The following is a 13,702-nucleotide window of genomic DNA, read 5'->3' as shown; positions in this document are numbered from 1 at the left end:
ATCACAAGCGCCGTTTTAACGTTGCAAATCCGCATTTTTCTGATGGGCCCGCTCATAAATATTAGCTTTGTGTGGCGTCTACGGTTATGTAAGTATTGCTATAAAGAAGCATATGAATTCTCTTTACATTCCAAAGTTTCTTAAATTCATTAATCGGAACTTTTCGATTATAGCTCTTGTTATCATCATCACAATTCACTAGATGCCTTAATGATTCTGAAAGGTAAATATACTCCTTGTCATAGCCTACTACGGGGACAAAATGCAAATTATTTCGATTTTTCTGTACTTTTATAAAAACAATTACGGGAGTTCCTTTACTAACTTCATACTTTAATGTATTTATATTTCCTTTATAATAGTTTGTTTGAAAGCCCTTTCTTCTTAATACTTCACGAATTCCCTTTGAATATACAGTGCCTGCCCTTGTTTTACTAGGAAATTGCGTATATAACGCTTCACCCTCTTCCTCCATACCAAAATGGCGCAATACATACGCTGTTGAAAATGCTGCACATTCCGTATTGTTTTGAAAATCTATTCGGTTGTTTTGTAGAATAAGATAGTTAGCCGGATAATTTCTTTTTCGTAAAACAGGTATGGGTAATGTCATTAAATAGGCATTAATGATAGTTGATATAATAATCCATAAAATAACTGTTCTAACTATAAACATATTACTTCCCCCATTTTTTGCGTCCATATCGAAACAATATTCTAAATTCTTCTTGCATTTACCTGCATCATAGTTGGCTAACAACAATCTTTACGAAAACAGTCTTTCTTTAATTTATTAAGTTTGCTTCTAAGTCCAGTATTTTGCTGTTCAATTCAAATGAAATATTATTAGCGTGTAAATGGAACCTTTCAATTGCTTCCTCTATAATTTCAAAAAAGATATCTAGTTCATCTATATCCTGTGTTAAAGTTTCTTCAATGTTTTTAAAAACAACTTGTAAATTACCTTTTTGTGATTGCTGGAGATTAACTACAATCGAATAGCGCCTCGTTGCTTTCTGCTATCAAATAGTAATTGAATAAGGCTTTCATAATAAGGAATAAACTCTCCGTTTTTGATCATAGTCAAAATTTCTTTCTTGCTTGCCCATTTCACATTTTGTACTTCTTCATACTGTAAAGTGAGCTTATGTAACTGCACATTTTCTTCGATTAGATATATATCGTCAAAACCGTTCTCAAAGTTAATGGTTAAATGAGGACGTATTTGCTGAAGATCTAATTGTAAACCTATTTCTTCATACAATTCTCTTTGTGCTGCAATTTGACTTGTATCCCCAGCTATCGCGCTCCCTCCCACAGTAAGGTCCCACATATTTGGCCATCCCTCTTTGAAGGGCTACCTTTGTTGAATGAGCATTTCTCCACTTGAATTAAAAATACAAACATGAATAACTAAATGCCAATCACCAGGTCGAGGTTTTTCACCACGAACCCACATACGTTTTGTTTTAATACGATTTATATCATACACATCCCATAATTCCACAAAATCATCCATTTTCTAATCATCCCTCTCTTTTGCACAATTTTAAAAATTAAGAAAAAAATTGCAATTACCATATATTTTAACATAAATAACTTACTTAATTTAAAAGTGACTACACAACACATTCAGGTCCTCTAATGCAAATGTTGGTTTAACCACATTTTTTGTTTTCGGTCTCTTTCCAAATTTTCATTTGGGCACATTATTTTGAATGATTATGTATAGCTTAAAAACCTTAAATGAGCTAAAGTATCTTGAATTTAAATCTGCTACCTCAACAATTGCGCCCTTTTCCGTAATGACGACTGACAATTTTGGACAAAATGGGAAAGTAGGAATTGAAATTTCCTCTAACTGACAAATTCATAGTTTTATCTTATAATATCTGGAATGATAATCGAGAGGGGAAATGAATTGATGCTGACTTTAAGAGAATACATCATTAACAAGTTAAAACGATGTGAGGGTAAATGTAGCTAAGCCTCAATCCTTTACATAGCGTTCGGCAACGCTACGTTACCCAAGGAGGAGTCTACATGCAAGACCAAGTAAAATCATTTTGTCAAAAATATAATTTATATAAAGAAAATGAAATTCAACAGATACAATTACGTCATCGTTTCGCGTTAGTCGAGGCGTTTGACATTCAAGGAGGCATGCGTGTTCTTGAAATTGGCTGCGGTCAAGGGGATACAACGGTAGTGTTGGCAGACATTGTTGGTGACACTGGACATGTACTTGCACTTGATATCGCAGCAAGTGATTACGGTGCACCGTTAACCCTTGCACAAGCCCATGCGCAAATTCAGTCATCGCCATTAGGGAAGCGAATCTCGTTTCATGTGGAGACAGATTTTTTAACGTTTCATCTTTTAGAGAACATTGATGTGGTCGTGTTGTCCCATAGTTCTTGGTATTTCAAATCAAAGGAACAGCTACTTCAGTATTTTAAACGCGCGAAGCAATTAGGTGTGAAGCTATGTTTTGCAGAATGGGATATGGCGTATACGAGCTTACAGCAACGTAGTCATTTTTGTGCAGTTTCCATTTTGGCGCTTTATTCAGCCTTTATTGAAAACGAAGGGAACATTCAGAATGTGTGGAGTAAAAGTCAAAGTTTAGCTATTGCGGAAACAGCGAATTTTCAGTTGAAAAAGTCTGTTATCGTTGAAGCGGACTATTTGCAAGATGGTGGGTGGGAACGTGATTATGCAAATGCCATCGCTGATGAATTTGAGATAGCACCACTTTCCATTCAAGCTTTAATAAAGTCCTATATAGAAGTGATGAATGAGACACAAGAGGTCGCTTCTCTCAATAGTTTTGTTCAAGTATTTGAATAGTCGAACGTAACACAATCAACAAAGCGGTATGTTCCGTAAACATACCGCTTTGTTGAATTTATTTGTGATATATTCAATCCTACAAGCTCCATAACATTTAGAATAAGAGGTTAAAGAAAGTGCCTTTTTTCTATTGCATATTTTGGTCGAAGTACTATGTTTCGAGACCGTATTGTTCATTCATTATAACGTAGCATAGGGCCAAGATGACAAAGAAGCCATCTCGGTTTTTATCTATATAGCTTGTGTTTTAAACGCACTTTACAGTTGCCTTTTATAATCTAGCACCTTAAACATCTTAGTCTTATACAAACTTGGATTCGCCCTTATTCAACTAACCTTCCCTGTTAGTTTAAGTGAGAAAAATCACAATCTTATTCTAAGATTTCAACAATAATATCCAATTTAACGAAAACGTTCCTCAACAATAAAAGATCTCACTAAAAAAATCTTATGAAACTTCTCCTTCACCTTGTATCGTTATTTTTTTAATATTTTTTAGAAATGTACATGGGATCGTTAGCTGTCTTTACTGTATCCGTACACCGATAACCAATTCTTAAGCAATGATATTAAAGACGCTACTGCTTTATTTTTTCATGATCTCCCTAACTTAACTGGCGCTTAAATTGTTTAATGGCGAAAATGTAAGCGATAACCATGATGCCGACGCACCAGGAAAGAGCAAGCCAGATATCGTTGCCAACAGACCCTTCATATAAGAGGGCACGAATCGCATTCACGATTGAGGTAACGGGCTGGTTTTCAGCAAACGCACGGACAAATTTTGGCATTGTTTCGGTGGGAACAAAGGCTGAACTGATAAACGGTAAGAAAACCAGAGGGTATGAGTAAGCTGTCGCCCCCTCCATAGTCCGTGCTGCCAATCCCGGAATAATGGCCAACCATGACAGAGCTAGCGTAAACAACCCCAGTATCCCAGCCACTGCAAGCCAATCCAGAATTTCAGCGCTGGAACGGAAGCCCATTAAGAGCGCGACGAGGAAAACCACCACAATCGTTATGGCATTAGAAACAAGCGAGGTCAATACGTGAGCCCACAATACAGACGAGCGCTTGATGGGCATGGTCATAAAACGCGCCATCAGCCCGTTCTTTATATCCGTAAACATCCGTGCGGAAGTGTAAGCGCCGCCGGATGCGATAGCCATCAGCAAGATTCCTGGCAATAAATAATTGACGTAGTTATCCGTACCTGTTTCTATGGCGCCGCCAAATACGTAGACAAACAGAAGCATCATCATAATCGGCGTAATCGCCACTGTAATTATAGTATCCGGGCTGCGCATGATGTTACGCATTAATCGTCCTAATAATACCCATGTTTTGCTTGTCATTTATATTCCCTCCTTTTTGCCTATGATTCCGAGGAAGATTTCCTCCAGTGTCGGCTGCTTTTCAATGTACTCTACTTTCGCTGGCGGGAACATCTCTTTGAGTTCGCTTAGAGTACCAGTTGTAATGATTTTTCCGTCATGTAGGATGGCAATACGATCGGCCATTTGTTCGGCTTCCTCCAGGTACTGTGTCGTTAGGAAGATGGTCGTGCCTCCACAAGCAAGCTCCTTAACAGTTTCCCAGACTTCAATACGAGCTTCGGGGTCAAGCCCTGTTGTTGGTTCGTCTAAAAAAATGACTTCTGGCCTCCCAATTATGCTCATGGCGATGTCTAGCCTGCGCTTCATCCCGCCAGAGTATTTGTCTGCCCGGCGGTTTGCCGCATCGGTCAGGCTGAATTTTGCTATCAGATTGTCTGCGATTTGTGAAGGATTGGAAACGCCTCGCAACTTGGCAACCAGCATCAGGTTTTCCCGCCCCGTGAGCATGCCGTCTAAAGCGGCGAACTGCCCTGTCAGGCTGATGCTCTGACGGACATAATCCGGTTGACGCTGGACATCATGACCGCAAATACCTACTTTGCCACCATCAGGCTTCATCAGCGTTGAAAGGATGTTGACTATCGTCGTCTTGCCTGCTCCATTTGAGCCTAGAAGTGCAAAAATTTCGCCACGATGCACCTCAAAATCCACCCCCTTTAAGACTTCCGTTTCTTTAAAAGATTTTTTTAACCCTTTTACAGAAATCACTTCATTAGTCATACTTAATTCCTCCCTTATAAAAATCTCTTTACCGTTTTCATTCACTTCACTACTTAGTATAACTGATAATCTGTATAACTTAGTACTTAATTAAAAGTAAAACTGAATAGCGAAGGCGGTAATTAACAATTGTAATTAGCTATTCAGTCCGAATCATCGGTTCTATTTATTTTTTTCCTAATCGATTCAAAATGCTCTGATTCAAATCTTCACGATACTTGGCGATATAGGTTTTAGCGTTTGCTACTAGTTCATCAGCAAAGGACGCCACGTCTTCACCTGTGATTTCCAGCACTTGTCTGCCTTCCGCTGCACCAGCTTCAAACAAATCGATCAATTCATACTGCATGTGCAGCATATCCATCCCATTGCCCGATGCGAAATTCCACATGTAGTTTTGAATTTTTTTAAATACAAATTGGTAGTCATCCGGAAGTTCCTCAACCCGTGCCATCATCATCTTGTACTCTTTTTTATCACCAATCAATTTTTTTAACATTTCTATCATGTTATTTTCCTCCTTTTTTATTAAGCATAAAAAGATACTTCAAAATTATTGGACGGAATATCATATGAAACTAGATTGACTTCAGGACATTGATTTTCGAAGATATAAAATCCCATTTTTCCCAAAACAACTTAAGTTCTTCACGTCCAGCCTCATTAAGTGAGTAAAACTTGCGGGGCGGTCCCATATCTGACGGTTTCTTTTCAATACTTACCAGATTTTTCTTTTCTAAACGCACAAGGATGGTGTATACCGTCCCTTCTACGACTTCGGTAAAACCTAAGTCATTCAAGCGTCGAGTAATTTCGTATCCGTAGGTTTCATGGCGGCTGATGATTTCCAGTACGCAGCCTTCCAGCGAACCCTTCAGCATTTCTGTTAAATTTTCCATATTTAGAACCTCCTCTACTTTGTCTGACTTATATTCAGTATAACTTAGTACTTGGGTGAATTTATTCAAAACAGCTTTTGAGTAATCAAGCTATTAAGTATTACTTATTACAACTACATAGTATCAACTAGTAGCGTCAGTGTCAACCATTTTTCTTAAATATTTTTAGAATGTTTTCCGTAGCTATCGACACCATTTTTCTTGAAGCTCTTTATTTTTTTCCGTCCACTAACTTATACAGTGGGCTTTCATCTAGGGAAATTTTTATCTTTTGGGATTTCCAGTACCATTCAATAAAATATAGCTAAGTCCATTAACACTCATTATCAGTAATAAGCTTATTTCAATAGATATTAATCATGCAAATTCAAAAAATGAATTTTATTGAATCAAACAAAAACAAGAGCCTCTACTCCAATTAATATGATGCTCATATTCCTTATTTTATTTACGCCATTTAAAAATACCCCTAAAGATAGATTATCCAAGAAAATGTCTAATTATAGACCTCGTATCAAGTTCGTGATTTTTCTATCGCTTGTTAAAACAAGAAAAAATAAATTGAATAACAACAATAATATAACGAAAAACAAAATAAACATATTGATAAACGATAATAAATAAGCTAATATCATATTATCATTAAATCAATGAGGTGCTTCAAATGAATGTTAAACTAAGTTCAACTTTTTTCTTAAAAATCGTTGCTTTTCTTATTGGAATTGCGGTACTTGCTGTGTGTGTATATTGGTTACCTCAAGCAGCTATACGAGATGCGAAAGTGCGTCCCGGAGATTACTCGATATATCCATTATTACTATGTGCCTACGGAGTATGCATTACGTTTTCTGTTGCGTTGTTTCAAGCATATAAACTATTAAGTTATATCCATCTAAACAATGCCTTTTCTGAGTTATCTCTTAAATCCTTGAAGGCTATAAAAAAATGTGCTTTCACAGTTATTTTCTTCATTTTGATTCTACTAGTTTACTTAAGGTTTTTTGCTATGTTCACGGGTGACGATGCAGCAGGTCCGATTGCACTTGGTCTAATAGGGATTTTAATAACAGCTATCATCGCAGCCATTATAGACGTTCTTCAAAAGCCCATAAAAAATGCTCTAGAATAAATGTAGATGTTAACTACTTTCCCTACTGAACCTTAAATGAAAAATGGGCGCCTTTTCTTTTTGAAATGACACCCCCATTCCATTAAGTTAAACAGCTATGAAGGATTGAATCCGGTATTGTCCCGTGTTAAATCCTTTTAATTTCTCTGCACTCAAGTTTTTCTATTTAAAATAGCCATACATGCTACCTTAGTTTATTGATGATGAGCCAAGAATGGAAAAAGAAATCATAACAGACAAACTTTTTTTACTTATTTCTGACCATCGATCACATTGTCATATAGATAGAATAGTGTTCTCTATCTTCTTTTAAATTTCCACTTTTAATAATTTTTTTCTCAAAATAGTTTGAAGAGGATTAATAAAGGTTATATAACACTATAGCGAAATATTTATAATACAAGATAGGAGATGTACAGTATGAGTTTCATTTGGTTTTTAATAATTGGCGGGCTTATCGGTTGGCTTGCAGGAATAATTTTGGGAAAAGATATCCCAGGTGGCATTATTGGTAATATTATTGCAGGTATTATTGGTGCATGGATTGGTGGTACGCTGCTAGGTAGTTGGGGTCCTAAAATTTCTGATTTCTACATCTTCCCTGCTCTCATTGGAGCAATTTTACTAGTTTTCATCGTGAGCTTAATTATGAAATCATTGCGTCAAGCTGCGTAAGCTAAATAGATTTATGAGTTAAACGAATCAGACACTTAATCAACAATAAATGGTGCTGTATTAATGCTAAAAAAGCGGCCTTCCACAATCTAATCTGTGGAGGACCGCTTTTACTTTGTTCTTATTTACTTAACCATCCTCAGCTCCGTAAATTCAAGAAACAGAATGGCTTATGATTCGCTTAAAAAAAAAGAAAATAATGCAGGCTATTAACGAAAAAATCCCTGTCCCTACAGCAATTGTTCCATTAGCAATGTAAATATTTACTTTTCTTTTTCAGCTTAAATATGAAAAGTAGTCCCGTGGCTGTTGTAATAAGGAAAATTATAAAAAAACCGATAGGCACAATATACATTTAATGAATACCTCCATTGTTAGGTTTAGTTTGATATCCATTTGTATCTAGCAAAAAATAATCTTTTTCAATTCTCATTCTAAAATGATTCATTATTCTTATCAGTTTCCTGAATATATATCACTTCCAGCGTAGCTCAAATGCTAAACATTTCATACCAAGAACTAATAGTAGAAATAAATTCTAGTAAATGGTCTCCCCTCACTTAAAATGAAGAATTCGCAAAGTATGGTAGTGGGATAATTATGTGTGTCTATGACTTACTCAACTAAAAATCTATTTAACCAGAAAAATAGATATATCAAACTGATTCGATTACCTATAAAATCACTTATTAACTCAATACTATAAAGCATTATATAACAAGAATATTTGATATGAGCCCTACATATATTGATGTTAATATTTCTATAAAACAAAAGCCTATGTTGATTCTGTCTGAATGATGGAATGTTCGAATAAACGAAATTATTGATAAAGATAGGATGATGACAATTATTGATAAATCTCTTCTTGCTATGGTTATTTTACGGGTTTTATCTGGAAGTATTGAAGTAAGTGCTGGGTTGTTAATGCTAAAGTTGAATAGTTTAGAAAAAGCATTTTATATTAATACACTGCTTGCTTTGGTTGGTCCAACAGTTTTAATCGTAACGACTGCCATTGCCTTATTTGGACTCGCTGATAAAATTCCTGTCATGAGAATCATTTGCCTATTTACAGGAATTACACTTATTCTAATTAGCTCTCATATTAAGTAAGAAAAAATATCCCACAAAAAGGATGTTATTTAAATTTTAAAACATGACATTTACTTTCTATCATGATCACTAAACAAAGAACCATTCATTTCTTCACAGCAACTAGATATTCTATTCATTAATTACAAGCACCACATGTATCTAACCTATCGAAAACAGATAATATCATCTTTTAACGCGATAACCAACAACAGTCTTTTCTGGCTTTGTTTTTACCAACTTCAATGTGGAACTGACCGAGCGGGTGCCTGTACATCTAGAAAACTCCAGAATACGCTACATTTACTCTTCCATCATTTCTAGATAGCCTTGCTGTAAACATGTATCCGTCACAAACTTCTTATTTCCTGTTGTAAATGACAATTCAATCGTGCTACTTGTAACAGCTACTATTTCACCTTCTCCAAAAATCACATGCATTACTTTCGAGCCAACGATTAACGCTGACTCGGTTGTAATTGTCCGCTCATTATAATATTGCTTCAGTGCTTTCCTCGGGCTTTTCTGCGCTTTCTTTGGTACTTCCTGCGGTGAAACGATTTGTTTTAACTCCTTCATGAAAATCGATGGCACCACACTTGTTTTAAAGCGCTTGCTATACGAAATTAATTCCAAATGGCGAATCGCTCGCGTGATACCTACATAAAAGAGTCGCGTTTCTTCTTCTATTTCTTCTTCCTGCTCACTAGGTAAAATCCCTTCAATTAAGTCAATCAAATACACACGGTCAAATTCTAAGCCTTTTGAACTGTGCAATGTTGTCAGTGTAATGGCATTCAAATCTTTTTTTATGTGAGACGAGCGTGCTAAATGTTCAAGCTGCTTCAAACGACCTGCAAATTCGGTCATCGTCTGCGTATGGCGCGCAATTAAACCAAGTACATCTACAATATCTAGTAAATTTTCATAATTAAAGCCGAGAGTCTCACTCATTTTCTTTAAAGTACGCTCATAACCAAAGTCATAACGGATATGCTCTAGCATGGCGGTTGGCGTCGTTTTATCAAATTGAATGCTTTCATACGTTTTGCGAATTCGCTTAATATATTCTGGCTGATAATCCTTTAACTCAACATGCTCTAACAACTGTGTGAATACACAGCATTCCTCCGGCACCCTTTGTAGTGCCTTCAATTGTGCTGGTGTAATATAAGCATTCATTTTTCTGTAAATTTTTTCAAAGACAGTGATGTTTTTTGTATTGTACGCTAGACGCATGAAGTTCATAATATCCTCCACGACCCAATGCGTAAAAAAGCGAATGGTGGAATCTTTCATATAGAAAGGCAAACCTACTCTGTCAATCGCGTCCATAAGTGGAATGGCTGACGTATTATTTCGATATAAAATAGCCGTTGAGCCACGCTTAGACAGATTTTTCAACTGATCCACTAAATATTTGGCCTGTAAATGGTAATTCTCTAGAATCTTAAATGAGATTGGCTCTGCTGCAGGGTTTTCCGTAAACATTTGTTTGTTATAACGTTTTTTATTACGCTGAATGAACATATTGGCTGGCTCTACAATCGATGCAGATGAGCGATAGTTTTGTGTCATCAGTAAAACTTGCGCCTCCGGAAATACCTTTTGGAAATCCAACAAATAGTCTGGGTCTGCACCGCGCCAGCTATAAATGGCCTGATCCTCATCCGCGACGACGCATAAATTTTGATGCACTGCGACAAGCTTCGCGATAATCTCATGCTGGACGGGCGATGTATCCTGACTCTCATCCGTAAAATAATAATCATAGCGACGTTGGTATTGTGCTAGCACTTCTCGGTTTTTCATGAAAATTTCATTTGCCATTAATAGCATATCGTCAAAATCAATTAACAAATGGTCACTACCTGTGCGCTTATATTCCTCATAACGTTGTAAAATCTGTACTTTTCTTGGCACCTTTACGTTTGCAATATCCCATTCCTGTTCTGGCAGCATTTTATTTTTGATAAACGTTATGTACGTCAGAAGCTCGTCTAGCTGATCTTCAGTAATTTTTGTGTCATTTAATTGTTCAAAAATCTCGCGAAGCACTCGTTTTTTAGAAACAACACCCGGCTTGTCCGATTCTTCAATAATGCCGTACGAAATGCCCTGACGTTCAAGTGTCTGCCGCACAACTTGAAAAGCTAAACTATGAATCGTCGAAAAATCAACCGGTGGCAAATGCGGGAAAAACTTTGCAAAACGTGCCTTCATATCACCTGCCGATGCCTTGCTAAACGTAACAGCCTTTATGCGAGAAGGCTTCACACCAAGCTCCTCAATCATATATCCAATACGCATAATAATCGTCGTCGTTTTTCCTGAACCAGGCGATGCCAATAGTAGCAACGGACCATTCGTTTGCAGCACTGCCTGCATCTGCACATCATTTAGACGAACGCCAAGTGAACGTTCCTTTTCCTCAAAAAACGCTTTTTGCGCTCCATTCATATCCATCGCTCCATTCGAAAAATCTATACTATATTATAACCTAATGAATTCTATGATGAGGATTCTTCAGAGGAAAGTCGTACAATTAGAGCCAATACTGGATCTTAATCCACAATAAAAACCGAAATCAGAAATTCCGGTTCGTCTTTTTTATAAGTAAATTGACTTTATTTCAAACCTATAATTTTGGTGTAAAACTTTTAAAGGTAAAAATCACTTATTTACTTTATGAAAAAAAGCGGATTTGAGATAATAAATCCCTTCCGCTTTTTGTTCTTAGTTGATCTCAGTTTCTAATGTTTCTTTCCAATCTTGGTCAGAGTCATCTTCATCAAGAACAACGTTATAAATTTTCCATTTACCATCATCATTTTTCTTAAGATAAGCAGTACCTGATAAGTCAATGTTCATGTTAAAAGACATATCTGGAGCTGTCATAGATATTTTATATACTAGGTTATCAATGCGAACTTCAGCAAAATGATTAGTTACAGAAACTGCATTGATCACATGTTCACCAATCTGTTCCATCGTGAATTTAGTATCTGCATCTTCTTCAATCATACCTGCCATATCCATACTATCAAGTGAATAAGCTAGTTGGTAACCCATTGTCGTTTCATGATAAAGGGCTTTTAATGCTTCTACGTCTTGTTGTTCAGTAAACTTCATCTCGTCTTTAATGTAACGATCCACTGTTTGAATGCTTGCAGCTGGATCTTCATCTGTTCCTGGCACTAAATGTAAGGCACGGTCAATCATCACGATAGCTTCAGCGCGAGTGGCATCATTGTAAGGTTTGAAGATATTTCCATACCCTTTGATAATTCCTAAAGCTGCCGTTTTCATAACCGCTTCATAGGCAAAATTCCCCTTTGGTACATCCGGGAATACTTTTCCTGTTGCTGAAAAATCAAGCGTTGACTCAAATGCACGGTAAATCATGACTGCCATTTCGTTACGTGTAATCTTATCATTCGGTCGGAAAGTGCCGTCTGGTTTACCATTGATTATGCCTTGGCTGCTAGCAACCTTCACATACTCGTAATACCATTTCGCTGGTTTTACATCAGGGAATGATTTAACTGTTTCACCTGCACGTAAATTCATTGAATTCACTAAAATTTTCGTGAATTCAGCACGAGTAATCGAATTTTTTGGTTTTATAGAGACGTATGTATAATCATATTTCTCCCCATCTTCCTCAAACGATTCTGTTTCCACATATCCGTCTATAATATCTGCATACAGGAAACGTTCCAATTCTTCGTATGCCCAATGATCGTAATCAACATCATCCAAAAAATATAAATCAATGGGTTTTTCTGCTGCGGCTGCTGGTGAAACACAAATAAATCCAAAAAATACAAGGGAAGATAAAAAAACATAAAGTGCTTTCATTGGTGGTTGCCTCTACTTTCTTCTATTAAATTTTTACCAATAGACGTAGTTTACATGACTGCTACAAATATTAATAGAGTGTAAAATATGGAAATGAATAGTGTTTTCAAGAAAAATGGTTTATATAAGATTAGTCGCAGTCCACATGAAAGTCTGGCGGAGGTTTAATTAGCTAATATTTTGGTTATAGGCTAGGAGCATTCAGAATCAAAAAATAAATTATTTCAAGAAAACTTTTCCAGAGGCGAAATGGATTGAATATAAGGAGGAGCAGGAATGGAATCATTAATATCATAAAGACGCTTTCCTTATTTCAGAAAAGCGCCTCATTGTTTTGCATGAAAGCCTAATTTATTTTTTAGCGGTAACTAATTATTTTGTCGTTTGTTCACTTCAATTGTAATGAACTCTGGCAAATAGCTGGGCGTACATCCTTTTGCTACTTTTTCATCTTTGTAAAGACCCGTTTTCTCCCCAAGTCTAATACAACGTTCACGATTCTTTTCATCATAAACACCTATCCATCCTGCGGTGAAATTCATAGCCCACTGCACTTCCGGTTCTTCCTGCATAATATTAGCTTCTAATGCAGATAGCAGGTGTGCAGTGTTATCAGGGGGTATTTGCCCAGTCCATCTCAATCGCCCTTGATAATACCAGAATGCTCGCCTTTGAAGAGTTGAAGCACTATTCTCCCATGACTCCATCAACTCCATTTTCTTCTTGTCTTTGGTGAGCTGATTCGCCATTAACCAATCCATTAAGTTATTTCGCTCATCAAAAGTGTGAGTTTGCATATCCTTATCAAGCTTATTTAGCACATCATGTGAAAGACATTTTTTGTCCATAATTAAAATAGCTAATAGTCTAGGCAAAAACTTTTCGGTTGACCAAAGTTCCATAGCTAGTTCATGGTCTTTTTTAATGTCCTTCGCGATTTTTCGTAGGTCGCCTAGCTTCGTTTTACTATTGATCTGAGATAGAATGTTTTCTGCTTTTGAAGGGCGTGTTATTTCTGTATCTTTTTGTTCATCCATTTTATACAGCTCCTTTATTAAAGCATTATTTCATAA

General features: G+C 36.5%; 14 protein-coding genes. 4 read left to right on the top strand and 10 right to left on the bottom strand.

Annotated elements, in window-relative coordinates; translation table 11 throughout:
• Positions 1–61 precede the first annotated feature (61 nt).
• The 3 genes from AC1Q6O_RS18160 to AC1Q6O_RS18150 all read right to left on the bottom strand — a co-directional run bounded on the left by AC1Q6O_RS18160 (position 62) and on the right by AC1Q6O_RS18150 (position 1,519).
• Complete coding sequence (locus AC1Q6O_RS18160) at positions 62–676, bottom strand: cysteine peptidase family C39 domain-containing protein (protein WP_342550324.1); 615 nt, start codon at positions 674–676, stop codon at positions 62–64.
• 312 nt (positions 677–988) lie between these two features.
• Complete coding sequence (locus AC1Q6O_RS18155; RefSeq protein ID WP_492401900.1) at positions 989–1,333, bottom strand: NUDIX hydrolase; 345 nt, start codon at positions 1,331–1,333, stop codon at positions 989–991.
• A 24-nt stretch (positions 1,334–1,357) separates the two neighbouring features.
• A complete protein-coding gene (locus tag AC1Q6O_RS18150) occupies positions 1,358–1,519 on the bottom strand; it encodes a hypothetical protein (protein ID WP_492401899.1) in 162 nt (53 codons plus the stop codon).
• Positions 1,520–2,043: 524 nt separating this feature from the next.
• Between AC1Q6O_RS18150 and AC1Q6O_RS18145 the strand changes: the two genes are divergently transcribed.
• The gene (locus tag AC1Q6O_RS18145) at positions 2,044–2,850 is read left to right on the top strand and encodes a class I SAM-dependent methyltransferase (protein WP_342550325.1); all 807 of its coding nucleotides are present in this window, start codon (positions 2,044–2,046) and stop codon (positions 2,848–2,850) included.
• A 608-nt stretch (positions 2,851–3,458) separates the two neighbouring features.
• Here AC1Q6O_RS18145 and AC1Q6O_RS18140 read toward each other — a convergent pair.
• The 4 genes from AC1Q6O_RS18140 to AC1Q6O_RS18125 form a co-directional block, all read right to left on the bottom strand.
• On the bottom strand, positions 3,459–4,208 hold the full coding sequence (locus tag AC1Q6O_RS18140) for an ABC transporter permease (protein ID WP_090001378.1): 750 nt from the start codon (positions 4,206–4,208) through the stop codon (positions 3,459–3,461).
• Entirely contained in the window at positions 4,209–4,970 is a 762-nt protein-coding gene (locus AC1Q6O_RS18135) for an ABC transporter ATP-binding protein (protein WP_090001376.1), read from the bottom strand.
• 166 nt (positions 4,971–5,136) lie between these two features.
• Complete coding sequence (locus AC1Q6O_RS18130; RefSeq protein WP_090001374.1) at positions 5,137–5,478, bottom strand: DUF1048 domain-containing protein; 342 nt, start codon at positions 5,476–5,478, stop codon at positions 5,137–5,139.
• A 70-nt stretch (positions 5,479–5,548) separates the two neighbouring features.
• Positions 5,549–5,869, bottom strand: a complete 321-nt coding sequence (locus AC1Q6O_RS18125) for a PadR family transcriptional regulator (RefSeq protein WP_090001372.1) — start codon at positions 5,867–5,869, stop codon at positions 5,549–5,551.
• A 664-nt stretch (positions 5,870–6,533) separates the two neighbouring features.
• Between AC1Q6O_RS18125 and AC1Q6O_RS18120 the strand changes: the two genes are divergently transcribed.
• The 3 genes from AC1Q6O_RS18120 (at position 6,534) to AC1Q6O_RS18110 (ending at position 8,789) form a co-directional block, all read left to right on the top strand.
• A complete protein-coding gene (locus AC1Q6O_RS18120) occupies positions 6,534–6,998 on the top strand; it encodes a DUF2975 domain-containing protein (protein WP_090001370.1) in 465 nt (154 codons plus the stop codon).
• Between the two features lie 420 nt (positions 6,999–7,418).
• Positions 7,419–7,673, top strand: coding sequence for a GlsB/YeaQ/YmgE family stress response membrane protein (locus AC1Q6O_RS18115; protein WP_089987405.1), 255 nt, complete (start codon positions 7,419–7,421; stop codon positions 7,671–7,673).
• A gap of 840 nt (positions 7,674–8,513) precedes the next feature.
• Positions 8,514–8,789 carry a YqhV family protein gene (locus AC1Q6O_RS18110; protein ID WP_008177674.1) on the top strand — a complete coding sequence of 92 codons (276 nt, stop codon included), beginning with the start codon at positions 8,514–8,516 and terminating at the stop codon, positions 8,787–8,789.
• A gap of 282 nt (positions 8,790–9,071) precedes the next feature.
• Here AC1Q6O_RS18110 and AC1Q6O_RS18105 read toward each other — a convergent pair whose 3' ends face one another.
• From AC1Q6O_RS18105 to AC1Q6O_RS18095, 3 genes are all read right to left on the bottom strand, one after another.
• Positions 9,072–11,228 (bottom strand): ATP-dependent helicase, encoded by a 2,157-nt coding sequence (locus AC1Q6O_RS18105; protein ID WP_342529375.1) that lies wholly within the window; start codon positions 11,226–11,228, stop codon positions 9,072–9,074.
• Between the two features lie 276 nt (positions 11,229–11,504).
• Complete coding sequence (locus AC1Q6O_RS18100) at positions 11,505–12,629, bottom strand: S-layer homology domain-containing protein (RefSeq protein ID WP_089987172.1); 1,125 nt, start codon at positions 12,627–12,629, stop codon at positions 11,505–11,507.
• A gap of 368 nt (positions 12,630–12,997) precedes the next feature.
• Positions 12,998–13,666, bottom strand: a complete 669-nt coding sequence (locus tag AC1Q6O_RS18095) for a DNA alkylation repair protein (protein WP_089987173.1) — start codon at positions 13,664–13,666, stop codon at positions 12,998–13,000.
• Positions 13,667–13,702: the final 36 nt, after the last annotated feature.

It is taken from the genome of Lysinibacillus sp. GW823-FHT06C08, assembly GCF_058795135.1.
The sequence above is the reverse complement of the archived record's forward strand: the minus strand, read 5'-3'. Positions and strand labels throughout refer to the sequence as shown.